General features: G+C 28.7%; 26 protein-coding genes. 4 read left to right on the top strand and 22 right to left on the bottom strand.

The window, feature by feature from the left end:
* Positions 1-152: 152 nt before the first annotated feature.
* The 4 genes from carB to K0040_RS10870 all read right to left on the bottom strand — a co-directional run bounded on the left by carB (position 153) and on the right by K0040_RS10870 (position 6308).
* Positions 153-3359 carry a carbamoyl-phosphate synthase large subunit gene (carB, locus tag K0040_RS10885; protein ID WP_228108826.1) on the bottom strand — a complete coding sequence of 1069 codons (3207 nt, stop codon included), beginning with the start codon at positions 3357-3359 and terminating at the stop codon, positions 153-155.
* A gap of 22 nt (positions 3360-3381) precedes the next feature.
* Positions 3382-4431: a glutamine-hydrolyzing carbamoyl-phosphate synthase small subunit gene (gene carA, locus K0040_RS10880; RefSeq protein WP_228108825.1), complete on the bottom strand. Its 1050-nt coding sequence runs from the start codon at positions 4429-4431 to the stop codon at positions 3382-3384.
* A gap of 12 nt (positions 4432-4443) precedes the next feature.
* On the bottom strand, positions 4444-5160 hold the full coding sequence (gene pyrF, locus K0040_RS10875; protein WP_228108824.1) for an orotidine-5'-phosphate decarboxylase: 717 nt from the start codon (positions 5158-5160) through the stop codon (positions 4444-4446).
* Positions 5161-5447: 287 nt separating this feature from the next.
* Positions 5448-6308 (bottom strand): nitroreductase family protein, encoded by an 861-nt coding sequence (locus K0040_RS10870; protein WP_228108823.1) that lies wholly within the window; start codon positions 6306-6308, stop codon positions 5448-5450.
* Between the two features lie 273 nt (positions 6309-6581).
* Here K0040_RS10870 and K0040_RS10865 point away from each other — a divergent pair, with 273 nt between their 5' ends.
* Complete coding sequence (locus K0040_RS10865) at positions 6582-7811, top strand: aminopeptidase (protein ID WP_228108822.1); 1230 nt, start codon at positions 6582-6584, stop codon at positions 7809-7811.
* A 224-nt stretch (positions 7812-8035) separates the two neighbouring features.
* On the opposite strand, the gene K0040_RS10860 is transcribed toward K0040_RS10865, so the two are convergent.
* The 8 genes from K0040_RS10860 to K0040_RS10825 form a co-directional block, all read right to left on the bottom strand.
* Positions 8036-10429, bottom strand: coding sequence for a homocysteine S-methyltransferase family protein (locus K0040_RS10860; protein WP_228108821.1), 2394 nt, complete (start codon positions 10427-10429; stop codon positions 8036-8038).
* Positions 10419-11138 (bottom strand): vitamin B12 dependent-methionine synthase activation domain-containing protein, encoded by a 720-nt coding sequence (locus K0040_RS10855; protein WP_228108820.1) that lies wholly within the window; start codon positions 11136-11138, stop codon positions 10419-10421. Before K0040_RS10855 ends, K0040_RS10860 begins: the two co-directional genes overlap by 11 nt.
* Positions 11128-11583, bottom strand: coding sequence for an S-ribosylhomocysteine lyase (locus tag K0040_RS10850; protein WP_228108819.1), 456 nt, complete (start codon positions 11581-11583; stop codon positions 11128-11130). The genes K0040_RS10855 and K0040_RS10850 overlap by 11 nt, the downstream gene beginning before the upstream one ends.
* A 157-nt stretch (positions 11584-11740) precedes the next feature.
* Entirely contained in the window at positions 11741-12601 is an 861-nt protein-coding gene (locus tag K0040_RS10845) for an NAD-dependent epimerase/dehydratase family protein (protein WP_228108818.1), read from the bottom strand.
* A gap of 215 nt (positions 12602-12816) precedes the next feature.
* Positions 12817-13710 (bottom strand): FAD-dependent oxidoreductase, encoded by an 894-nt coding sequence (locus tag K0040_RS10840; RefSeq protein ID WP_228108817.1) that lies wholly within the window; start codon positions 13708-13710, stop codon positions 12817-12819.
* A gap of 3 nt (positions 13711-13713) precedes the next feature.
* A complete protein-coding gene (locus tag K0040_RS10830; protein ID WP_334302504.1) occupies positions 13714-14931 on the bottom strand; it encodes an NAD(P)/FAD-dependent oxidoreductase in 1218 nt (405 codons plus the stop codon).
* 32 nt (positions 14932-14963) lie between these two features.
* A complete protein-coding gene (locus K0040_RS20700) occupies positions 14964-15140 on the bottom strand; it encodes an FAD-dependent oxidoreductase (protein WP_265588865.1) in 177 nt (58 codons plus the stop codon).
* Between the two features lie 144 nt (positions 15141-15284).
* A complete protein-coding gene (locus K0040_RS10825) occupies positions 15285-15425 on the bottom strand; it encodes a hypothetical protein (protein WP_228108816.1) in 141 nt (46 codons plus the stop codon).
* A gap of 49 nt (positions 15426-15474) precedes the next feature.
* On the opposite strand from K0040_RS10825, the gene K0040_RS10820 reads away from it, so the two are divergent.
* Positions 15475-15843, top strand: a complete 369-nt coding sequence (locus tag K0040_RS10820; RefSeq protein WP_228108815.1) for a zinc ribbon domain-containing protein — start codon at positions 15475-15477, stop codon at positions 15841-15843.
* 50 nt (positions 15844-15893) lie between these two features.
* On the opposite strand, the gene K0040_RS10815 is transcribed toward K0040_RS10820, so the two are convergent.
* The 9 genes from K0040_RS10815 to yeiL form a co-directional block, all read right to left on the bottom strand.
* Complete coding sequence (locus K0040_RS10815; RefSeq protein ID WP_228108814.1) at positions 15894-16235, bottom strand: zinc ribbon domain-containing protein YjdM; 342 nt, start codon at positions 16233-16235, stop codon at positions 15894-15896.
* Positions 16236-16444: 209 nt separating this feature from the next.
* Complete coding sequence (gene fsa, locus K0040_RS10810; RefSeq protein WP_228108813.1) at positions 16445-17092, bottom strand: fructose-6-phosphate aldolase; 648 nt, start codon at positions 17090-17092, stop codon at positions 16445-16447.
* Between the two features lie 15 nt (positions 17093-17107).
* Positions 17108-18034 (bottom strand): transketolase family protein, encoded by a 927-nt coding sequence (locus tag K0040_RS10805; protein WP_228108812.1) that lies wholly within the window; start codon positions 18032-18034, stop codon positions 17108-17110.
* Positions 18035-18045: 11 nt separating this feature from the next.
* Entirely contained in the window at positions 18046-18858 is an 813-nt protein-coding gene (locus K0040_RS10800; protein WP_228108811.1) for a transketolase, read from the bottom strand.
* A gap of 77 nt (positions 18859-18935) precedes the next feature.
* Positions 18936-20306: a PTS ascorbate transporter subunit IIC gene (ulaA, locus tag K0040_RS10795; protein ID WP_228108810.1), complete on the bottom strand. Its 1371-nt coding sequence runs from the start codon at positions 20304-20306 to the stop codon at positions 18936-18938.
* A gap of 86 nt (positions 20307-20392) precedes the next feature.
* On the bottom strand, positions 20393-20668 hold the full coding sequence (locus tag K0040_RS10790) for a PTS sugar transporter subunit IIB (protein ID WP_074920254.1): 276 nt from the start codon (positions 20666-20668) through the stop codon (positions 20393-20395).
* Between the two features lies 1 nt (position 20669).
* Entirely contained in the window at positions 20670-21071 is a 402-nt protein-coding gene (locus K0040_RS10785) for a PTS sugar transporter subunit IIA (RefSeq protein WP_228108809.1), read from the bottom strand.
* Positions 21072-21088: 17 nt separating this feature from the next.
* Positions 21089-23002: a BglG family transcription antiterminator gene (locus K0040_RS10780; protein WP_228108808.1), complete on the bottom strand. Its 1914-nt coding sequence runs from the start codon at positions 23000-23002 to the stop codon at positions 21089-21091.
* A gap of 215 nt (positions 23003-23217) precedes the next feature.
* On the bottom strand, positions 23218-23919 hold the full coding sequence (gene yeiL / locus K0040_RS10775) for a transcriptional regulator YeiL (RefSeq protein WP_228108807.1): 702 nt from the start codon (positions 23917-23919) through the stop codon (positions 23218-23220).
* A 120-nt stretch (positions 23920-24039) separates the two neighbouring features.
* On the opposite strand from yeiL, the gene K0040_RS10770 reads away from it, so the two are divergent.
* Together K0040_RS10770 and K0040_RS10765 are read left to right on the top strand one after the other, a co-directional pair.
* The gene (locus tag K0040_RS10770; RefSeq protein WP_074920250.1) at positions 24040-24462 is read left to right on the top strand and encodes a DMT family transporter; all 423 of its coding nucleotides are present in this window, start codon (positions 24040-24042) and stop codon (positions 24460-24462) included.
* A gap of 11 nt (positions 24463-24473) precedes the next feature.
* Positions 24474-24926, top strand: a complete 453-nt coding sequence (locus K0040_RS10765; RefSeq protein WP_228108806.1) for a DMT family transporter — start codon at positions 24474-24476, stop codon at positions 24924-24926.
* Here the strand turns inward: K0040_RS10765 and K0040_RS10760 are convergent.
* Positions 24923-25666, bottom strand: coding sequence for a hypothetical protein (locus tag K0040_RS10760; protein ID WP_228108805.1), 744 nt, complete (start codon positions 25664-25666; stop codon positions 24923-24925). The two genes, K0040_RS10765 and K0040_RS10760, sit on opposite strands and share 4 nt — an antisense overlap.
* Positions 25667-25833: the final 167 nt, after the last annotated feature.

The following is a 25833-nucleotide window of genomic DNA, read 5'->3' as shown; positions in this document are numbered from 1 at the left end:
TTTCTAACCATAGTATCATACCTCATCTTTTTAAGTTCCTTTCCTTAATGGTATCACACTCTATAATCAAAAAAGTGCATAAGCTGACAACAATCTTGTCAACTTACACACTTTATTTTACATTCCCCATTAATCAGCCTTTTTGTTGATAACTATTCTGCTATATTATAAACTTTTAATTCATTGTTGTTGATATGTTTTTTATTTACTTTAACTAATGCTTTTAGTGTATCTAACGATGTCATTACATCCACATTATACTCTGTAGCTGTTCTTCTTATTTTAAATCCATCTCTTTTTGCATCGTTACCTTTTGTAGGAGTGTTGATAACCATATCTACTTGATTATTCATTATTGCGTCTAGTATATTTGGTTTTCCTTCTCCTATTTTGTTTACTGTTATTGCATTTATGTTGTTATTTATTAAAGTTTTAGCTGTTCCTTCTGTTGCTAAGAAAGTATATCCTAATTCTTTCATATCTTTTGCTATTTCCATAAATTCTTCTTTGTCATGGTCATTTATAGTTGCAAGAACCATTCCTCTATCATCTGATATAGTTCTTCCTGCTGCCATAAATCCTTTGTATAAAGCTTCTTCTAATGTTTCTCCTACACCTAAAACTTCTCCTGTAGATTTCATTTCAGGTCCTAAACTTACGTCTACTCTAGCAAGTTTTGACATAGAGAATACTGGAACTTTTACAGATATTAATTTTGGAGTTTTATATATTCCTGTACCATATCCTAAGTCTTTTAATTTAGCTCCTAACATACACTTCGTAGCTAAATCAATTATTGGCACCTTACTCACTTTACTGATATATGGAACTGTTCTACTTGCTCTTGGATTAACCTCTATTATATATAATTCGCCCTTGAACTCTATAAATTGAATGTTAACCATTCCTAATACATTAAGTTCTAAAGCAATTTTTTTAGTGTAATCTAATATCTTTTCTTTTATTTGCTCAGATACATTTTGACTTGGGTACATTGTTATAGAGTCTCCTGAGTGAACCCCTGCTCTTTCTAAATGTTCCATTATACCTGGTATTAATATATCCTCTCCATCACATATAGCATCTACTTCTATTTCTCTACCTACTAGATACTTATCGATAAGTACTGGATTTTTGCTATCTCTTTCAAATGCACTTTCTAAGTAAGCTTCTAACTTATGCTCTTCATAAGTTATTTCCATACCTTGGCCACCAAGTACATAAGAAGGTCTAACAAGTACTGGATATCCTATTTCTTTAGCATGATTTATTCCTTCTTCCACTGACCATACAGCTATTCCCTTTGGTCTATTTATATCAAGTTTTTCAAGAAGCTCATCAAATTTTTCTCTATCTTCTGCTACATCTATATCTACAAAGTCAGTTCCTAGTATTGGTATATTTTTTTCGTTTAAGAACTTAGCTAATTTTATAGCTGTTTGTCCACCGAATTGTAGAATAACACCTTCTGGGTTTTCTTTTTCTATTATATTTAAAACTTCTTCTTCTGTTAATGGCTCAAAGTATAACTTATCCGATATATCGAAGTCTGTACTTACTGTTTCTGGATTGTTGTTTATTATTATTGTTTCTATTCCCATGCTTCTTAATGACTTTATGCAGTGTACTGAGCAGTAATCGAACTCTATCCCTTGACCTATTCTTATTGGCCCAGATCCAAGAACTATTATTTTTTTCTTATCACTAACTACTACTTCATCATATTGCTCATAAGTTGAGTAGTAATATGGAGATAGTGCATCAAACTCTCCACCACATGTATCAACCATTTTATAAGCTGCATTTATATTGTATAAAGATCTAAGCTCATATACTTTCTCTGGACTTACTTTCATTAAGTCAGCTATACCTTTATCTGACAATCCTTTTTTCTTTAGTTTTTGCAAATAGCTTTTGTTTAAATCTTCTATTTTCATATTTTTAAGCTTATCTTCTTGTTCAACTATCCATTTAAATCTGTATAAGAACCACTTATCTACACCAGTTATTTTTTCTATCATATCTAAGCTGTATCCTCTTCTAATCATTTCACACAAGTCAAATAATCTTTCATCATCTGGCATTACAACTCTTTCTTTTAACTCTTCTATTGTTCTTTCTTGAGATGGTTTATGAATTAATGAATATTTTCCTATTTCAAGAGATCTTATCCCTTTTAATAAAGCAGCTTCAAAGTTGCTTCCTATGCTCATTATTTCTCCTGTAGCCATCATCTTTGTTCCTAATACTCTATTTGCTTGCTTAAATTTATCAAAAGGCCATTTTGGTATTTTTACTACAACATAGTCTAATGTTGGCTCGAAACAAGCTTTAGTTTTCTTAGTCACTGCATTTTCTATTTCATCTAATGTATATCCTAGCGCTATTTTAGCTGCAACTTTTGCTATTGGATAACCAGTAGCTTTTGAAGCTAGTGCTGATGATCTACTTACACGAGGATTAATTTCTATTATTGCATATTCTAATCTATCTGGATGAAGAGCTATCTGTACGTTACATCCACCTTTTACCTCTATAGCATTTATTATATCTATAGAAGCTGTTCTAAGTAATTGATATTCCACATCACTTAAAGTCTGGCTAGGTGCCACAACTATACTATCTCCTGTATGAACTCCAACTGGATCAACATTTTCCATGTTACATACAGTTATACAGTTACCTTTTCTATCTCTCATTACCTCGTATTCAATTTCTTTCCATCCTTTTATACTTTTTTCTAAAAGAACTTGGGTAACTGGACTTAATTGTAAACCATGGTTTAATATTTCTGCTAATTCTTCTCTGTTTTCAGCTATTCCACCACCAGTTCCTCCTAGTGTATAAGCTGGTCTAACTATTACTGGATATCCTATTTTATCTGCATATATAAGACCATCTTCTAAGTTAGTAACTATATCACTTTCTATTACAGGTTGGTTTATTTGTCTCATTGTTTCTCTGAAAGTATCTCTGTCTTCACCTTTTTTTATTGACTCGATTGATGTTCCGATTACTTTTACATTGTATTTATCTAATATACCAGCATCACTTAATTCAACAGCCAAGTTTAGTCCTGTTTGACCACCCATACCTGCAAGTAAACTATCTGGTCTTTCTTTTTCTATTACTTTTTCTATTGCTTCTATTGTTAATGGCTCTATATATATTTTATCTGCAACTTCTTTGTCCGTCATGATAGTTGCTGGGTTACTATTTATAAGTACAACTTCTATTCCTTCTTCTTTTAAAGCTCCACAAGCTTGAGTTCCTGAATAGTCAAACTCAGCTGCTTGACCTATAATTATAGGTCCTGAACCTAATACTAATGTTTTTTTAATACTATCTATTTTAGGCATAATTTTTTCTCCCTCTAAACAATTATAATAATTCTAAAAATTTATCAAATACATATGTGCTGTCTTTTGGTCCTGGACAAGCTTCTGGATGATATTGAACACTATATACTGGCAACTCTTTATGTCTCATTCCTTCTACTGTATTATCATTTAAATTGATTTGAGTAACGTTCATGCACTCTGGCACTTCACTTACATAATATCCGTGGTTTTGAGCAGTTATAAATACTCTATCTTCTTCTAAATCTTTTACTGGATGATTTCCACCTCTATGACCAAATTTAAGTTTTGAAGTTTTTCCTCCGAATACTTTTCCTAAAATTTGATGTCCTAAGCAAATTCCTACAACAGGTTTTTTTCCTATCATTTGTTTTGCATTATTTACTATTTCTTCTAAATCATCTGGATCTCCAGGTCCATTTGATAAGAATATTAAATCTGGGTTTGTAACTAACACTTCTTCTGCGGAAGTTAAAGCTGGGAATATAGTTATGTCGCATCCTCTCTCAGCAAAATTATCTATTATATTTTGTTTTACACCGTAGTCCATTATTGCAACTTTAGGTCCATTTCCTTTTACATATTCTACTTGCTTTCTAGAAACTGTCATAACAGCAGATCTATTATCAAAAGATTCTAGTTTATGTTTTACATTATCTAATTCAGAATTTCTATCTATAGTTATGATACCTTTCATAGTACCGTTATTTCTTAGTATTTTTGTTAAGGCTCTTGTGTCTATTCCTTCAAGTCCTATTATTTTATTTTGCTTAAGATATACATCTAAGCTCATTTCGCATCTAAAGTTATTTGGTGCATCACTTTTTTCTCTTACTATAAATCCTTTTACTGCTACCATCTTAGATTGTACATCTTCTAAATTTATTCCATAATTACCTATTAAAGGGTACGTCATTGTTACTATTTGTCCGTAATAAGAAGGATCTGTTAAAACTTCTCCGTAGCCTGTCATTGAAGTATTAAACACAACTTCGCCAACAGAATCCTCTAAATAACCAAAGGCTTTTCCTTCAAAAATCGTTCCATCTTCTAAAATTAATTTTGCTTTCATATCTCTTGCCTCCTAAGCATTTTCTATTTCTTTTGCAATATCAATCGCTGATTGTTTTGGATTTTCACTTTGAGTTATAGGTCTCCCAACAACTAAATATTGAGCACCATTTTTTATAGCCTGAGCTGGTGTTACTACTCTCTTTTGATCTCCTGCACTAGACGCAGCTGGTCTTATTCCTGGACATACAGTTATAAAATCTTTGCCACATGCTTTTACTATTTTATCTACTTCTTTTGCAGAACATACTACTCCATCTATTCCTGATTCTTTTGCAAGTTTTGCTCTCTTTATAGCTAATTCTTCTGTTGTCATATTGCATCCTATATCTTGTAAATCTTCGTTGCTTAATGATGTTAAAACTGTAACTCCTACAATTATAGGTTTTTCTATGTTTAATCTTTTTGCTTCTTCATTTGCTACTAATGCACATTGTCTCATTCCTTCTAAATCAGAAACGTGAATTGTCATTAACCAAACATTATCTCTTACAGCAGCTCTAACTGCACTTTTCATTGTGTTCGGTATATCATGGAATTTAAGGTCTAAGAATATTTTTTTTCCTTTTTCCTTAAGATAATCTACAGTTTTCCCCTTAGTAGCAACATATTGCTCTAATCCTACTTTGAATATGTCTGCACTGTCTTCTAGCTGGTCTATTAGTTCCTTAGCTTTATCAAAATCATCTGTGTCAATAGCGACAATTAATTTGTCTTTTCCATTTATCATTTTTCTTCACTCCCTCTTAATAAAGCCCATTAAAAAAATCCCTACACCAAAAGAGGTATAAGGATTCTGTATGCATAATCTAAACAATATAATCAGTATTAGTTATGTGTTATCTTTATCAGCCTCTCTGGACTATTTTAAAAGACTTTATTGTATTTTTTATTTTACTAAAATTTATTTAATAAATAAATCAAATAATTGTACAAGCCTCTCTGGACTGTTATACAAATTATTTTATTTTTATTAATGTTAAGTTTATATAATTATTACATTTATTCTATTTTGTGTCAACTGTTCTTTGGAGAAGAATTTAAATCTTGTTCTTTATTTTTATCTATAATACTTATATAATACTCTTTTTTTCTTCTACCTTTTATACTTCTTTTAAGGTATTCTACTTCTAACTGCCTTTCTTTGCAACATATATCAAAATGTCTTAACGCAATTCCCATACTGATTTTATTTTCATCATCAATATTTAGTTTTTGTTTTTGAGTGCATTCATATAAGTCAAATCCGTCATCTTTCATCTTAAATTCCCAAGGTTGCTTATTCATGATAGAAGGTGATACCCTTACCCCCTCTAAGACCTCTTTCCATTTTGGATCGAAATCTTTACAAATTTCCTTTATTTTTTTCCTATCATAACTTTTTTTACTTTTTCTAAATAAACTTTCATATTCATCGGGATAGCCTATAGCTAATAAGGAAACTGGATATTCGACTTCATTTTCATCTATAACCACGTCTTCATCTTCATCATACTCACTATCTACTTCATCTAATTGTACAAATTCTTTTACATCTTCTCTTTTTAATTGGCATTTTAACCAACTAGTTCCCACTCCTAAACAAGTTAATTCTAAAATCAACTTTTCCATGGCAAAACCTACATTTTGTAGGTAATCTTCACCTTTATTCGAAGTTATAAGTATATAATGAGGAGCTCTTACCCCTGATTCTTTACCTATTAAAAAATGTATTAAGTGTCCTCTCTCAATTAAATGGGCTTTAATATTTAAATCGTTATTTAGATAAGTTATATTTCCACATAGTTTTTTTATTTCTTCTAATAGTGGTTTTTTTATTGTTTTGCTTGAATAACTTTTTATAGTTTTTCTATAAAAAATAGCATCATATAACTCCATCTATAACCTCCTAACTGAAATGTATTCCCATCCTCTATCACAAATATATTTAATTTAGATGTTATCTATTTCTTAATTTATTATCACTACTTTATTATAAGATTTTTATACTATTTTTAAAATATAATATTTTGATTTTTGTACAATTTTTTAATATTTATTTTATAAAAACTCCACAACAATAAGTTTGTGCATGATTATTATTAATATGATTAAAACTATATATAATGTTATAATATGATTATTACTATATTTTATATTTGGAGGATAAAAATGGATTTTAATACAAATTTAGAAAAATATGCTGAATTGGCAATTAAAGTTGGTGTAAACATTCAACCAAACCAAACTCTGCTTATTAGAACTCCAATTGAGTGTGCAGATTTTGTTAGACTTGCAGTTAAGTGCGCTTATAAAAATGGTGCTAAAAATGTATTCGTAGAGTGGTCAGACGAAGAATGCTCTTTATCAAGATACTTATATGCACCAGATGAAGTATTCAATGAGTTTCCTAGATGGGTGTCAGATCAATACGTTGATATCGCTAAAGAGGGAGGAGCTTTTTTAAGTATTCATGCTGCAAATCCTGATTTGCTTAAAGATGTAGACCCTGAAAGAATAGCAAACTATCAAAAAGCTTCTGGAATAGCATTAAAAGAATGGAGATCTTATACATTAACTGACAAGTGTAAGTGGAGTATAGCTTCTGTTCCGACTAAAGCTTGGGCTCATAAAATCTTCCCAGACATATCAGAGCAAGAAGCTATTGATAAACTTTGGGATTTAATATTCAAATGTACAAGAGTTGACAACGAAGACCCTGTTGCTGCTTGGCATGAACATAACAAGAATTTAAAAGAAAAAACTGATTTCTTAAATGAAAAAAACTTTAAAACATTAAAATATAAATCAGCTAAAACAGATTTAACTATTTGCTTACCAGAAAATCATACTTGGGAAAGTGGTGCTTCTGTAGATCCTACTGGTGTTAATTTTAATCCAAATATGCCAACAGAAGAAATTTTCACTCTTCCTCATAAATATGAAGTTAACGGTGTTGTACATAGTTCTAAACCTTTAGTTTATGGTGGAAATGTTATAGATGATTTTTCTTTAACACTTAAAGATGGAAAAATTATAGAATGCTATGCTGCTGAGGGAGAAGAAACATTAAAGAATCTTATTGCAACAGACGAAGGTTCTCACTACCTAGGTGAAGTTGCTTTAGTTCCTTATTCATCACCTATATCAGATACTAACGTAGTATTTTATAACACATTATATGATGAAAATGCATCTTGTCACTTAGCTCTTGGTTCAGCTTATGCTACTTGCATAAAAGGTGGTGCTGACTTACCAAAAGAAGAGTACGACAAATATGGTATAAATGATAGTTTAACTCATGTTGATTTTATGATTGGTTCTGCTGACCTAGATATAATTGGTGAAACTCATGATGGCCAAACTATACAAATTTTCAAAAATGGAAATTGGGCTTTTTAATTATAATTAATTTGCTTTTTAATTTAAAACAAACAAAAAGAGGCTATAAAATAGCCTCTTTTTATGTTGACGAGAAATTTTTAATTTTGTTTAATCTAAAATAGATTAATTATTATTTAATATTAACATATTAACACAATTTATAATATATATTTTGCTTATTTTAAGTATATAAAATTACAAACTGCATTTATATTTTAACATATTATTATATTTTTTTTCAATTATATTTTGTTGTTAAAATTTATTTTAGCAATCTCTACTGCAGATTTTGCATCTTTAGAGTAATAATCCGCATTTATCTTTTGTGCATATTCTTCAGTAACTACTGCACCTCCTACGAATACTTTTGCATTAATTTGATTTTCTTTTAATGCTGATATTGTTTTTTTCATATTTTCTACAGTAGTGGTCATCAAAGCACTAAGCCCTATAAGTTCAATTTTTTCCTCTTTAGCTCTTTTTACAACCTCTTCTATAGGAACATCTTTTCCTAAGTCAATAACTTCATAACCATAGTTCTCAAGCATTATTTTAACTATATTCTTTCCTATGTCATGAATATCTCCTTGAACAGTAGCAACTATTATTTTTCCTTTTGAAGATGTATTATTACTTTTGCTCAATCTCTCTTTTATAATATTTAAAGCTACTTTTACCGTTTCTGCTGATTGTATCATCTGTGGTAAAAACAGCTCCCCTTTGTCATACTTAGCTCCTACAACATCTAATGCTGGAATTAACACTTGGTCTAAAACATAATGTTCATCTTTTGAGCCTAAAATTTTTAAAGTCAAATCCTTTGCTTCTTCTTTTAAACCTCTTTCTATAGCATCTTCTAAAGTTAAATCATCATGTTTTTTATTTTCTTTCTGTTTACTCTCTTTAGAAACATCTCTAAATTTTTTAATATATTGTAAACAACCTTTATCCATATTGTTTATTACTTTATAAGCATATACAGATTCCACCATTACTTTGTCTTCTGTATTTATTATAGGTAAATCCAGCCCTGACCCTAATGCTAAATTTAAATAAGTGTTATTTAATCCCTGTCTATTAGGTATACCGAAAGATATATTTGAAACACCTAATATTGTCTTACAGCCTAGCTTCTCTTTTACCATCTTTATTGCTTTAATTGTTTCCATTGCCTCATCTTGTTGAGCAGATACAGTAAGAGAAAGACAATCTATAAAAATATCTTTTCTTTTTATTCCATATTGCTCTGCTCTTTCAACTATTTTTTGGGCTACATTAAATCTACCTTCTGCTGTACTTGGTATTCCATTTTCGTCTAAAGTTAATCCTACTACACAGGCTCCATACTTTTTCGCAAGAGGTAATATGGCTTCTAGAGACTTTTCTTTACCATTAACAGAGTTAACTATTGTTCTTCCGTTGTAATATCTAAGACCTGCTTCTAAGGCTTCTATATTTGATGAATCTATTTGTAAAGGAGTATCTACAACTTCCTGTATACCCTTTACTACTCTTTTCATAGCTTTTTCTTCATCTAATTCTGGCACTCCAACATTAACATTGAGAATTTCTGATCCTTCTTTACTTTGTTCTAAGGCTAAATTTATTACATAATCATTATTTCCACTAGTATATGCATCTATTAGAGGTTGTCTTCCTGTTGGATTCAATCTTTCTCCAACTATAGTTGGTACTTGTACATCTACATATTTTGCAGCAGAACATACGATTGTAGATTCTCTTATTTTTGGTTCTTTCTTTTGTAACTTATCTATGTTATCACAAATTTCCTTAATAAAAGTTTCATTAGTTCCACAGCATCCGCCTATAATAGATACTCCTAAATCAACAAATTCTTTTACTCCTTGGAAAAATTCTTTTGCAGTCATTTTATATACAGTTTGATTATTTTCAATTACTGGTAAACCTGCATTGGCTTGAACAATTACAGGAACATTTGCTAACTCCGTAATTATTTTTACTATTGGCAGAAGCTGTTTAGGCCCAAGGGAACAGTTAACACCAAGGGCATCTACTCCTAGTCCTTCTATGGTAGCAACCATAGCCTCCGGTAAGCATCCTGTAAAACTTCTTCCATTTTCATCAAATGTCATAGTACATATAATAGGTAAATTTGTATTCTCTTTTGCAGCAAGAACTGCTACTTTTGCCTCATAAAGGTCCATCATGGTTTCTATTATAATTAAATCCACACCACTTTTTTCCCCTTGCACAGCTTGTCTTTTAAATATTTCATAAGCTCTATCAAAAGATAAAGTCCCCATAGGTTCTAACATTTCTCCTATTGGTCCAATATCTAGCGCCACAAATCTAGGCTTACTTTTATCACTTTCACTTATTGCTTGTTTCGCTATCGTAACGGCATTATCAATTATTTCTTCTACTGTGTATCCTAATTTAGTAATTTTTAATTCATTACATCCAAATGTATTTGTAGTTAATACATTACAGCCAGCTTCTAAATATTTTTTATATATTTTTAATAGTTTATTAGGATTTTTCAGTCCAAATATTTCTGGATTATCCCCAATAGGAAGGCCTTCTCTTTGAAGCATTGTCCCCATTGCACCATCAAATATTAGCAAATTATCCTTTAAATATTCTTTAATTTTCACAATTATTGCCCTCCTTTTTATAATTACAATTATTTCTATTACTACAATTCTCACAAGATTTTTTAGTATTAGTAATTCCTTTGTAAGAAACTCCAATCAAAGCTACTACAGATTTTCTTGGAATCATTATTCCACTGTTTGTTACAGTTAGTCCTATTTCTCTTTGACTATTTAGTAAATTATTAATATCAACATTTTTTTCTATGGGTAAATCTCCATATCCAGGACTATATCTATAAGTTATATATTTATCTTCTTTTAATAATTTTTTTGCTATATTATCTTGAACTATATCACAAACTTCCTCTATAGCTGTTGTAGCACAAGCATCTATAATTATTCCTTTTGTTAAGTCTGTATATGTTAATTTTCTAATTTCTCTTTCTATTTCTAACCCTAAAGTAGCACTCATTAATATACACTCATCACATTCTAACAACAAATTATATATGTCATCACTTTTTAAGGTCAGATTAGCCCCTTCTAAATAAACCTCACTCTTTGAGTCATATATTTGTAATTTTTTTATTTTATATTCTCTAAATATAAATCTTGGATTTATAATTTTTCTTGTTTTCTTAATGCACTGTTTAATCTTATCTGACAGATTATCATCTATGTCTTGATCTTTATATTGTAAATATCTTAAAACCTCTTTCTCATCTATTTCAATTAAGTTTTTAATATTATCTATCATATTATTTTCCATAAATGTTCAAAGAGAACTCTTCTTCTAATGCTTTTTTTGCATATTCTTGTGCCCCAAATAGAGATAAATCTCTATAATTTCCACATTCTATTGCAGATGCTGCTACCATCTCATTGCAGTCTATTACCTTTTGTAAAGCCTTTTCTAGCCCTAATTTCACTAAACTAGGATCTACATCACCCCACATTATTAAATAAAAACCAATTCTACAACCCATTGGTGATAAATCTATTATGTCCTCTAATTCTTCTCTCAAATATGTAGCTAATAAATGTTCTAAACCATGTATAGCCGCTGTTCCAAAGGCTTCTATATTAGGTTGTAAAAATCTCAAATCAAATTTGCTAACCTTATCTCCCATTTTCCCTTCTAAAACACAACATTTTCTTACATAAGGTGCTTTTACTTTATTATGATCTAACTTAAAACTTTCTACTTCTTCCATATTTTAAACTCCTTATATCAAATTGTTAATATATTATCCTAAAATAACGTTAATATTATTATAGTATTATTTTTTACTTTTTTCACAAATATTTCTAATTTTTAGACAAAAAAACCTTTACCATTTTCACATGGTAAAGGCTAGTAATTTCTTTATCTTATCCTATTTGTAATACTTTTTCTATTTTATTTTTTATGCTTATCTTCTCTTGGTAAGTTTGTTTGTACCAACTATATAAAATTTCTATTCCATTATTTAATAGTACATTTGGAATATATAATCCATGTTGTATTATTTTATCTATATCTAAATAATTTCCTCCAAATATTTCTTTTATCTCTGTATCAACAATATTTGAATCAGTATATTTAATATTAACTTCTCTCCCTATAATCTCACTATATATTTTTATATATTCCTCCAATGATATTACCTGAGGATTTGTAACATTATATATTTCTCTAACATGATTAGTTTTTAATAAGCTTAATAATACTTTTACAAAATCATCTATATAAATAAATTGACCTTTTAAATTATTATTTTTAGGGATTACTATTTCAATTGATTTTTCTATTTTATGAAAAAAATATGTTTCTTTAGATATCTTGCTTTTATCACCATATATATGAGATGGTCTAATTATAATATAAGGAATTGATGTGTTTTGAATAAACTTTTCAATATTCAATACTTCCTCTTTAATATGATTTTCCTGAGATGATATTACTATATATTTTTTTAATGATTCATTGTTTAAATTACCAATAAGTATTTCTGCTTCTTCTTTATTTTTTATACTTATATCATAAACATAGTCATACTTCTTATCTTTTAAAATGTCTTTTACTTCACGTGCATTGTTTCTGTCACAAATTAAATGCTTGTTTATTCCATTAAAGTTAATATTTTTAATGTCTTTTGCCATTATGTCCACCTTATATTTACTTTTAATTAAGTGCTTGGCTAGCGATGAACTAATAAAATCACTACCTCCCATAATTAAAATCGAACACATTTATAATACATCCTCCTTTTATATAATAATCCCTTATATATAGTATCACAACTTTCCATATTTTATGGCTTTGTTATTTTTTTAATTTATACTCTTATTTTTATACTTTTTCAACTTCTTTTATTTGTAAATTTTGAATAAGTTAAGAGCTAAATAATCTCTGTATATAAAAAAGAGATGAACTGCAAGGTAATTACATTTCATCTCCTATGTTATTAATTATTAATAATTTCTTCTATTAATAATTCGCTTTCTCTTTCTATTTCTTCTATATAATCATGAATATAAATTCCATTTCCACAAGCATACACTTTTTCCTTTGATGTCATATATTCATCGTTTACCTCTGGTCCAGTAGTGTCTGGATTTAATTTTATTCCGCTTCTCATTGCAACTAGTCCATCAGAAAGTTGTTGTTTAGCAAATAATATTGAATCACATTCTACTTCAATTTCTTCTTCATCATTACTTAAAATTGCTTTTTCTACACGACCTGTTCCCTCTATATTTGATATTTCATAATCGTAGTATATATTTTCTGTTAATCCATAAGTATTTATCTCTTCCTTATCAGAAATAATTCCTACTACTTCAACATTACTTCTTTTTAGTTCTTTTTCAATCATATATAATGTATTCCAACCATCTATAGGAATTTTTCTGCCTGGTACCATATCCATAGCAAAAACTTTTTTTGCCATTCCTACAGTGTATATGCCTGAACATCTACTTCCTACCATGGTTACAGCTTTTCTAGATCCTTCTTTCGCTCCATTAGCTAATATAATTTTTTTACATTTTATTTTCTCAATACCATTAGCTGAACTTGTACATAATACTTCATTATTTTCTTCAATTTTTAATACCATTGTATTTAGTTTTGTCTCAATGTTATATCTTTCATATTCTTCGATTAAATAAGTTCTATAAAATTTACCTGTTATCTTTAATTCATTACTTATATTATAATTTCCTAAGCACAAGGCTCCTCCAAGTATATTATCTTTTTCTATTAATAATACATTTTTTATGCCTGACTTTTTTGCTTCTATGGCACAAAGCATACCTGCTGCACCACCACCTACAATTATTAGCTCATATGCTTCCATGGATTAATCCTCCTTAAATCCTACTACTGAAGAACTTTCAATATTTTTATTAATTTCACTTATGTCTATATCTAATTCCTTACTTAAGATATCGCTTATAGGTATCATACATCCAATTCCTTGGCATCCTCCCATCATAGCTCTCGTTCTTCTTTTTACCCCATCTAAAGTTCTTGCCCCTAAAGGCCTTTTTATAGAGTCTATTATTTCACCTTCTGTAACAAACTCACATTTACATATCATTTGGCCATAAGCAGGATTTTCTTCTATTAATTTGTTTTTTTCTTCTATACTAAGTTCGTTCATTCTTATCATTTTTGTTCTATGAGATTTAAAATTTGCTTTATCTTCTAGTTTAATTTTGTCTTTTATTAAATCTATTACATAATTCCCTATGGCTGGAGCGCAAGTTAAACCAGGAGAATCTATTCCTATTACATTAATAAAGTTTTTAGAATCTTTTGCTTCTTCAATAATGAAATCTTTAGTTTTAACTTTAGGTCTTATTCCACTAAAAGTATTTAGAACTCTATCAAAAGGTATTTTTCCCATAGTTTTTTTGCTTTTTTCTATTACTTCATCTATTCCTTTTCTTGTAGTTTTTACATCCTCAGTTTCACTAGAAATAGCATTTGGTCCAATTAATAAATTTTCGTCTACTGTTGGAGTAACTAAAATCCCTTTACTTAAGTCACTTGGTACTTGAAATAAAGTTTTTTTACAAAGCTCACCTGCTATTTTATCAAGCAAACAATACTCTCCCTTTACGCCTTCTATCTCATATTTAGTTTCACTTACTAAATTATTTAAAAATGCACCAGCTAAACCAGCCGCATTTATAATTATTTTAGCTTCTATAGATTTTTGATCTTTTATAATAAGTGTATAAGATTCTTCACATTTTTTTATATCAATTACTTCATGTCCTAATAAAAAATCCACACCATTTTCACAAGCATTTTCAGCAAATGCTAATGTCATTTCATAAGGATTTACTATACCGGAATTTTTCACATGTAAAGCTCCTACTACATCATCATTTATATTTTCTTCTAAATTTAAAACCTCATTTTTACCTAATATTTCTAATCCATTTATTCCTAATTCTTCTCCATTTGATCTTAATTGTTTTAATTTTTTAAACTCATCTTCGTTGAAAGCTAGTACTAAGGATCCGTTTCTTTTGAAAGAAAACTCTAACTCTTCAGATAAAGATTCTATTATTTTATTTGCCTCTAAATTTAATTTAGCTTTTAATGTTCCTTTTTTTCATTATATCCACCGTGAATAATTCCGCTATTAGCCTTGGATATTCCTTCTGATATATCTTGATTCTTATCTATTACTATCACCTCTAAATTATATTTAGATAATTCTCTGGCTATGGAACAACCTACTATACCAGCACCTATGATTGCAATATCTTTCAAAACTGCTCCTCCTTAAATTATTATCAAATTTAATATTTACTAAATCATTCAAATTCATCAATATTATAATCCTCTTAAGATTTATTTTCCATATATTTCATTATTAAAAATATTCACTACTAATCTTTTCATTTTTACATCTAATTAAGAATAAATTCCTTTGTCTAATCCAAACGTTAATGTTTCACATACAATAACATCTAAGTTTGCTATTATTAAAGTGCCTAATATAACTGCCAATGCTAAATTATTTATTAATTCATAAGAATGCTTTGCCTTTCCCATAAAATCTATTACAAAATATTATGATATAATTAATATGGGAGTTGATATTATGTTTTTTATTGGTGGTATTTCCAATGGAGAGAAGAAACTAGATTATGTTCAAACTATGGTTTGTCCTATGTGTGGATCATTTGGAAGAATGGAAGTTTATATGACTTATATGTGCTTCAGTCTTTTCTTTATTCCCCTTTTTAAATGGAATAAAAAATACTATATAAAAAGTACTTGTTGTAATAGTATTTATATTTTAAATAATGATTTAGGAATAAAAATAAGTAGGGGAGAAAACATACTAATTTCAGAAAATGATTTACAATTAGCAAATTATATTCAGCCTACTATAAATAGATGCTCCAATTGTGGATACATAAGCAATGAAGATTTTCAATATTGTCCTAAGTGTGGAAAGAAACTATAATTTTAAGAAATAAAATAAGAACTAGATTAAAATCTAGTTCTTATTTTATACTATGCTTTTTTCACAACACTTGATTTTAGTTTCATAGCTCCGAAACCATCTATTTTACATTCTATATCATGTCCATCAGTAGCATCAGGAACTAAACGTATACTTTTAACTTTTGTTCCTATTTTTATAGAAGATGAAGATCCTTTTACTTTAAGATCTTTTATTACTGTTACAGCATCTCCATCATTTAATATATTTCCGTTTGCATCTTTTATTACATTTTCTTCTGTAGATTCTTCTGTTTGTGACCATTCATGAGCACATTCTGGGCAAACATATAAAGTTCCATCTTCATAAGTATATTCTGAATTACATTTAGGGCAATTTGGATAATTTTCCATGATATTATTTCCTCTCTTTCTTATGTCTAATTCTTAAAATAGAATTTTTCATTATATAACAGCTTTGTAGCCTTTCATATTGTATCATATTTTTATGACTTAACAATATCCCTATATACAATTAGTTTATCTATTTTATAGTTTTTTATATAATATTCTACATTAAATATAAAAGAGAGGAACTGTTGCCCTCTCTTTCTATCTTAACTTTATTTCCCAAATGCTGCTTCATAATCTTTAACGAATTTTTCTATTCCGCTTGTAGTTAATGGATGATTAAACATTTGATTATATAATTTATATGGTATTGTTGCTATATGAGCACCAGCTAAAGCACTTTCATGTACATGCATTGGATGTCTTATACTCGCTGATATTATTTCTGTTTGTATATTGTGTATTTGGAATATTTCACTTATCTGTGAAATTAAATTTATTCCTACTGTTCCTATGTCATCTAATCTTCCTACAAATGGACTTACATAAGTTGCACCAGCTCTTGCAGCCATTAAAGCTTGAACTGCTGAGAATATTAATGTTACATTAGTTTTTATTCCCTTTTGAGATAATATTTTTACTGCTTTTAATCCTTCTTTACACATTGGTAATTTTATTACTATATTTTCATGTATTTTAACTAATTCCTCTGCTTCTCTAACCATCTCATCACATTGCAGAGCAATTACTTCTGCACTTATTGGTCCATCAACTATTTCTGTTATTTCTTTCATTGCAGAAACTATATCTCTACCTTCTTTTGCAATTAATGAAGGATTAGTTGTAACCCCACATATAACTCCTAATTCTGCTATTTCTCTTATTTCGTCTATATTAGCTGTATCTATAAATAATTTCATTTTTATCTCCTTAAATTATCTTACTATATTTTTTACTGCTTCTTTTATATTTTCTACTGTTAATCCGTGTTTTTCTAATAAAGCCTCTGGACTTCCTGATTCTCCAAATACATCCTTTACACCGATTTTTTTAACTATTATTGGTGCATTTTCACAAACTACAGCTGATACTCTATCTCCTAAACCACCTATAACTGAATGCTCCTCAACTGTAACTATTCCTTTTGTTTCTTTTGCTGCCTTTATTATTATTTCTTCATCTATAGGTTTGATTGTAGCCATATTAATAACTCTTGCATTTATGCCTTCTTCTTTTAGTTCCTTAGCCGCTTTTAATGATTTGTGAACCATTATACCCGTTGAAATTATAGTTACATCATTACCTGAAAAAAGTTCATTACCTTTACCTATCTTAAAATCATATTCATCAGTATATATATCATCTAAAGCTATTCTTCCAAGTCTTAAATAAACTGGTGCATCTATTTCAGCTGCTGCTTTTACACATTTACAAGCTTCTATATCATCCGCTGGAGATAATACAACCATATTAGGCAGTGAGCACATTAGCGCTATATCTTCTATTGCTTGATGAGATCCTCCATCAGGTCCTACAGTTATTCCTGCATGAGTTGCTGCTATTTTTACATTAGCTTTTGGATAGCATACTGAGTTTCTTATTACTTCAAAAGCTCTTCCGGCTGCAAACACTGCAAATGTTGTAGCAAAAGTAACTTTTCCTGTGCTGGCAAGCCCCGCTGCCATACCAACCATATTTTGTTCTGCTATTCCCACATTAACAAATCTTTCTGGAAATTCTTTTGCAAACATTTCTGATTTAGTAGCTTTTGATAAATCCGCTTCTAAAACTACTATATCTTCTCTTTCTTTTCCTAATTCTACTAGTGTAGCTCCATATGATTCTCTAGTTGCTCTTTTCATCTAAAATCCCCCTATCCTATAATTTCTTCTACAGCTTGCTTAGTTTGTTCTGAATTTGGTGCTGCACCATGCCAAGCTATATTGTCTTCCATGAAAGAAACACCTTTACCTTTTACAGTATTAGCTATTATACAAGTAGGTTTATTCTTTGTAGACTCTGCATTATTAAATGCTTTTTCTAACTCTTCAAAATCATGACCATTACATTCAACCACATTCCACCCAAAATTAACTATTCTTTCTTTTAAGTTATCGTTTGGCATTATTTCACTTATTCTACCATCTAATTGAATTTTGTTATTATCTATAATAGCTACTAAATTATCTAATTTATATTTGTTGGCAGCCATCATAGCTTCCCATACTATTCCTTCTTGAATCTCACCATCTCCAAGAGCTACATATACTCTTCCAGTTGATTTATTCATTTTATATCCTAAAGCTATCCCGCAAGCATTTGACATACCTTGTCCTAAGGAACCTGTTGATATATCTACACCTGGGAATTTTTTTGCATCTGGATGACCTTGAAGTATTGAACCTAACACTCTTAAATTATTTAACTCTTTTTTATCAAAAAATCCTTTTTTTGCAAGAGTTGCGTAAAGAGCTGGAGCTGCATGTCCTTTACTTAATACAAACCTATCTCTATTAACTGCTTTTGGATTTTTCACATCCACTTTCATTTTTTCAAAATAAAGATAAGTTAATATATCTATAACAGAAAGAGATCCTCCTGGATGTCCTGAGCCTGCTTTATTTATCATTTGAATAATATCTTGTCTCAATTCTTTTGATATTTCTACTAAATTTTCCTTGTTCATTTAACCTTTCCTCCTCAATTATTCTGATTTTGGGTATAAAAATTGAGGAATTAATTATTCCTCAATTTTTTTATATATTAAGCTGCTTCTTCAGTATTTTTATCTTCTTTATTTTTAGATAGTGCACTTATAACAACTAGTAAAGCAAATATTCCTACTAAAACCGCTGTTAAGCCATTTCCACCTATAAACTCTTGAATTTTACCTAAGAATATACCTGCAACTCCAAAGTCTGCATCTGAGAATGTAGAGTTTGCAAATCCTAAGTTACCAAGTATAGGTAATAATGCTATTGGTAAAAATGATATTAACACACCATTTGCAAATGATCCTACTATTGCACCTCTCCTACCACCAGTTGAGTTACCAAATACTGCTGCAGTTGCTCCACAGAAGAAATGAGGTACAACACCTGGTATTATCATTACTAATCCTAAAGCTCCCATGATTGCCATAGAAACTACTCCTCCTAAGAATGAACATATAAACCCTATTAAAACTGCATTTTGTGCATATGGGAATACTATTGGACAATCTAGAGCTGGTTTTGAATTTGGAACTAACTTACTAGATATACCTTTAAATGCTGGTACTATTTCGTTAAGAACTAATCTAACACCATTTTGTATTAATATAAATCCTGCTGCAAATGTTAATGCTTGTATTAATGCAAATACTAAGAAGTTGTCTCCACCTGATAATTTTGTTTCAACAAACTCTGGTCCTGCTGCTATTGCAACTATAACATAAAGAATTAACATTGTTATTGAAACTGATACCACTGAGTCTCTTAAGAAACTTAAAGATTTTGGAACTTTCATTTCTTCAGTTGATTTAGAATTTTTACCAACAACTTTTCCTATTAATGCTGATAATGCATATCCTGTTCCTGAAAAATGTCCCATTGCTACTGAATCATTTTTAGTTATTTTTTTCATAAAAGGTTGTAACATTGCTGGTGATAATACCATTATTAAACCTAAAGCTAGTGAACCTGTGAATATTAATTGTACTCCACTCATTCCACCTGATGCTAATATAACAGCTATCATACAAGCCATAAATAAAGTATGATGTCCTGTTAAGAATATATATTTAAACTTTGTAAATCTTGCTATTATTATGTTCGCCACCATACCAAATGCCATTATTAAAGCTGTTGCTGTACCGAATTCGTCTATGGCCATTGCAACTATTGCTTCATTATTTGGTATGACACCTGATATATTAAATCCTGCTTCAAACATTACACCAAATGGTTCTAATGATCCAACTATAACTCCTGCTGCTGCACTAATTACAACAAATCCAACCATTGCTTTTAAAGTTGATTTTATTATTACATCTAGCGATTTCTTTTGAAGCAATAAACCTATCAAAACTATAATACCTACTAATACTGCTGGTTCCGATATAAAATCTACTAACACTTTTAAAAATCCTGTCATTTTAACTTCCCCTCATTCTAATTTTTAGTAAAACGTTTTTATGACTATTATTTTTTCCCCTTTTCATTATAAAAAGGGGACATTGATTAAGCTCCTATTTTTTCTTGTATCTTAGCTTTTAATTCATCTTTATCTAATAAAGAATCTAACACTATTAATTCTGGTAAGTGACTTGCACTATCTGCTAAATCTGCACCAGTTACGAATATATCTGCATCTGATGCTGTTACATCTGCTAATGAAGTATGACTAGCTTCATATTGATCAGCTACACCTAATTCATTTAACACATCTGTTATATTCATTTCTACCATAAAACTTGATCCTAATCCTGATCCACAAACTGCCATTATCTTTTTCATATTAAAATACCTCCATTAATTGTTGTTCTGTTTCTACCTTTAGTAAATTATTAAATTTATCTTTATTCATACATACATCTGCAATTTTTCTCATAAGTCCTAAGTGTGACTCATTATCTTTTGCTGATAATGTGAAGAATACTCTAACTGTTTTCCCCATAAAATCTACTGGTTCATTTAATTTTATAATGCAAAGTCCTTCTTTTATTGCTCCATCTTCTGGTCTAGCATGAGGCATGCATATATCCTCTGCTATGCAAAAATATGGTCCAAATTCTTCTATTTTATTTACTATTGCATCATAGTATCTATTTTCAACTACTCCCTCTGCTTCTAACATATCGCATGAGATTTTTATAGCATCCATGTAGTTATCTACTTTATCTAATATTTTTACTAACATTCCCGTTTCTCCCTTAGCTAAATTATAGATTTCAGATCCTCATATGATTTAGCATTTTTAAATTTCTTTATATTATCATCCTTAATCAATATATTAGTTAAATTAATTAAGTTCTTATTTTCTTCTTTATTTGCAAGGACTACTATGGTCTTTACTGTTGATTTGTTTTTACTTCCAAAATCTATTGGACTTTTTAAATTTAATATACTAACAGCATTTTCTATTACGTTTTCTGGAGTAGCATGTACAAATGCTATCTCTGGTATAAACATCATATAGTTTCCTAAAGTTTCTATAACTCTTATGGAATCATTTACATAAGCCTTTTCTATCTTTTTATCTTTAATTAAAGGCTTTGCTGCTACTTCTATTGCTTCTCTCCAGTCTTCTATAGATTGTTCAAACTGTGCATACTTTTCTAGTATTATCTTAGTTAAATCACTTTCATTTTCATTTTTAACTTTGTCTGCTAAGTATTTACAGTTTTTCTCATACCATATACTATAAATTTCAGATTTTATTTTTTGTGAATCTCCTGATTCTAGTAGAGGATTTACCTGTATAACTTTATAGTTTTCTATTTGTAAAGGGACAGTTGAAACTATAAAGTCAATTTCTTTGTTTAAGTAATCATCCACATCTTTTAATCTACAAATTGATTGTATTTTTATTTCAGGAATCATTAGATTCATTCTTGATTTTAATAAGCTTGATGTTGCTAAGCCGCCGTTACAAACGACTAATACATTTGCGCTAAAGTTTCCTTTTGCGTACTTTTCGAAAATTGTTCCAAAGTACATGGCCATATAAGCTATCTCTGCCTCTGGAAATTCTACTCCTATAATATCTTTCTTTTTACTTAATATTTCTTCAGTAATTCCATATATAAAGGACATTTTGTACTTAATTTCTTCTAATAGAGGATTATTAATTACTAAATTATTCTCCACTCTGTAAATAGCAATTTCCAAATGAAGTTGCATCTGTCTAATAAATTCAGCATCTGAATCTACTTCAATGTTTAGCATTGTGTATAACTCAGATAAAACTTCTGATGTTATTTTATTTATTTTTTCTTCTTTATTTAAATTAAAATCCTTTGCTATTTTTGCACCTTTAAATATTTTTAGTAAATATTCTATCTTGTCATTATGGATCTTTTTATCAATTACTTTTTCTATAATATTTTTTAATGTTTTAAATTCACTATTTCCATAATCATCATTTGTATCTAGTTTAATTTCTTGATTATTTAATACTCTTGATAATGTGAATAATAATATTATTTCTAACTCTTCTAATGATTCTTCAGTATATTGGATGCTTTTTTCTTCTTCTACAGCTTCTATAATTGTTTTTATATATTCCTCATTTATATTGCTGTATTTATATAGCCATTTATAAATTTCTTTATCCTGGCCTTCAGATAATCTACTATATAATTTTAAGAAGGCATCTCCCAACTTTTCATCATTCTTTTCTTCTATAAAAGTTCCATGATAAGATTTTTTTGAGATACTAATATCAAATTTTTTTAATTTTACTTCAGCTAATTTCAAATCGTTAACCAAAGTATTCTTACTTACTTCTATATACTCTGATAATTCTTCTATGGTAGCATTTCCTTTTATCATTAAAATTAACGCTATCATTAAGGCTCTCTCTTCTGGTGAATATAATTTATTTTTATATCCCTTAAGAAGATGATCTATACTTTCTCCTTTTTTGATGATTAGCTTAACTCCAACCTTTGGTTTTCTTTCAAGTTTTGCATCACAATCTTTTAATAATGTTTTTATACAATCTAAATCATTTCTAATAGTTCTTACACTAACATCAAATATCTTAGCTATATTTTCAATTGTTGTCCATTCTGAACTATTTTGTAAAAAATCAATTATATTAATTTGTCTTTTATTAAGTACTATCAATTTGTCCCCTCCTGAATTACCTTACAACTATATTCTATAAAGTTTTATATTTTTTAACTATACCAATTCATTTCATTTATTGTGGCAATTTTTATAATTTACTATTTTTGTATTAACAAAAAAAGAAGACATTTATATATATCTTCTTTTTTTTACGCAAAAATATTTAATATTTTAAATTATATTTTTATTACTATCTATGTTTCCAAGTATATTTATAAAAATTTAGCATCTTGATATAAGTCCCCAGCTAAATCTTTTAACAAAGTTTTATTTATAATCTTGTATCCTCCACCTTCTCTTTTTAATACACCTTTCTTACATAATGTATTAAACGTTCTAAGCAAGTGCCTATAACTACTTCCTAAAAGCTCAGCTATATTATTTAGATTTTCATCAAAATCAATATATAAATCATCTCCATAAATTAATGATTCATTAATATAACTAGCCAATCTATTTTCTAATGGATAAAGTAAATTAATAGAACTATTCATACTAACAGCTGCTAACTTTTCTGCCAAACTTTCGCAAGTAAATTTCAAAAATTTATTATCTTTAATTAATTTTAATCTTGCTTCTTCCATTGGCATTGCTAAACAATAACAAGTACTCAAAGCTTGAATTGTACCTGTTGCACTTTGTTTTTTTACAATTTCTATATCTCCTATTACTCTGAAAGGTTTATAAAAATCAAGAAGCAAACTTCTACCATTAGGCAATGTTTTAAACACCTTTGCTTTCCCTTGTATAAAAAACAACAAATACTCTAAATCTTCATCTTCTCTTATCAAATATTCATTTTTCTCAAATTTTAATAATCTCATTTCACTTTTCATATCATCTGTAAAAATTTTTTGCATATTTAACTTATTATAGTAATTTTCTATTATAAATGAATCTTCTATTTTCCTCACCTAAACTCCACCTTTATTTTTTACTTAATTAAAATTCTACATTTATAGGTGACATATGTCATTATTTTTATTATTTTTTTGTGTTATTTTATATATTATTCAAAAGGGAGGGATTTTATAATGAATTATTTTATTTCAATTTTTACAGGTATCATACTTTCAGTAATGATTTCTTTAAATGGCCAAGTAGGCAATATTGCTGGAAATTATGCTTCTAGCATTATCATTCATTTTGTGGGGTTAATCGGAATTATACTTGTTCTTATTTTTACAAAATCAAAAATAGGAAATTTAAAAGGTATACCTTTTTATATGTTTACAGGTGGTCTTATCGGTATTTTAACGGTTTTATTTACTAATGCTAGCTTCGCAGGTCTTGGCGTTTCATTAACTGTTTCTCTTTCTTTGTTAGGCCAATTAGTGATATCCCTTGTTATTGATCATTTTGGGTATTTTAATATGCCTGTAGTTGAATTTGATAAAAAGAAAATTTTAGGATTAGTCATCATTGTTGCTGGTATTTATGTGATGACTTTATCATAGGGAGGTAAGTTATGATATATATATTATTTGCAATTTTATGTGGTGTTTCAAACGTATTATCTAGGTCTGTAAACTTTGCATTATCAGAAAAGATAGGAATGTATCAAAGTACATTATTCAATTATATATTTGGTCTTTCTGGGTCTTTTTTAATACTATTAATTAGCGGAGAAACTTTTAAATTACTTACACCTTCAACTTATAATGCTCCATGGTTTGTTTATGCCGGTGGACTTTTAGGAGTTGTTATAGTTACAATGCTATCTTTTTTATCTTCAAAGATTTCGTCTTTTTATTTAACTTTATTATTATTTGTTGGTCAACTTTTCACGGGAATAATTATAGATGCTTTATCTACAGGTAAAATTTCTTTTTACCAAGTAATTGGTGGAGTTTTAGTAGTATTAGGTTTAACTTATAATTTATATATTGATAAAATAAATAGCAAAACCGTATCATCTTAAGATACGGTTTTTTTTATGAAATCTATCATACTTTTTTTATTTTCTTCCAATTGAACTAATCTATTAACATTGGCTCCTGATGGATGAGGAAATCCCATAAGAATTTGATCTTCTTTGATAAATTTTTCATCTTTTAATTTGCATAATACCTCTTCAACAGCCTTTCCTAGTGGTATTATTAATATGTCTTCAAAGTCGTCTAGTTCATGTATTTCATTTATAAAATTCTCATAAATATATTTCATTAAAAAGTCACTTTTCAATAATTTTGGAGTGTGTCCTGTATAGTTTTGTTTTTTTACAAAAACAGGATAAGGTATTAATGATACGGTGTGCATTAAATAATCTTTTTTATCAAATAACTCTCTACAACTTTTTAAGTTTAACGCTTCATTTAATTTTATTTCATCTAACATTGATATAATATTTTTTCTTAAACTCCCACTAAATCTACCTGATACTTTGCATTTATACTGAATATCTTCTATATTATTATTGTTTTCCAATTCTTTTCTTGCCGTAGACATGGCTGTATTCATTTGTATGAATCCTGGCGTTATTCCTACTATCAGTATTTTTGCCTTTGGATTTATATACTCGTTATGTGGAGCATAATATATTTCTATATTATTTTCTTTATCTATTAGAAAATCTTCTGTTAATAATTCTTCTTTTGTATATTTATCTTTAATTGAAAGCTTTTCAATTTCTCTTTTATAATCATGTAGTGTTTTTTTCATATTATCTCCTAAATATATAATTAAATTTATTTCATTATTCATACTAAATATTATATCAATTATTTTCTAATCTATTTAGGCCACTATTTACTTTAGTTGTTTTCTTTTATTAAATAATTTTTTATAACTTAAGTATGTTGCCATAATAGTAGCTATTGATTGCGATG

It is taken from the genome of Terrisporobacter petrolearius (assembly GCF_020748185.1).
GTDB classification, from domain to species: Bacteria; Bacillota; Clostridia; order Peptostreptococcales; family Peptostreptococcaceae; genus Terrisporobacter; species Terrisporobacter petrolearius.
Note: the sequence above shows the minus strand (reverse complement) of the source record. Positions and strands in the feature narration are given on the sequence as shown.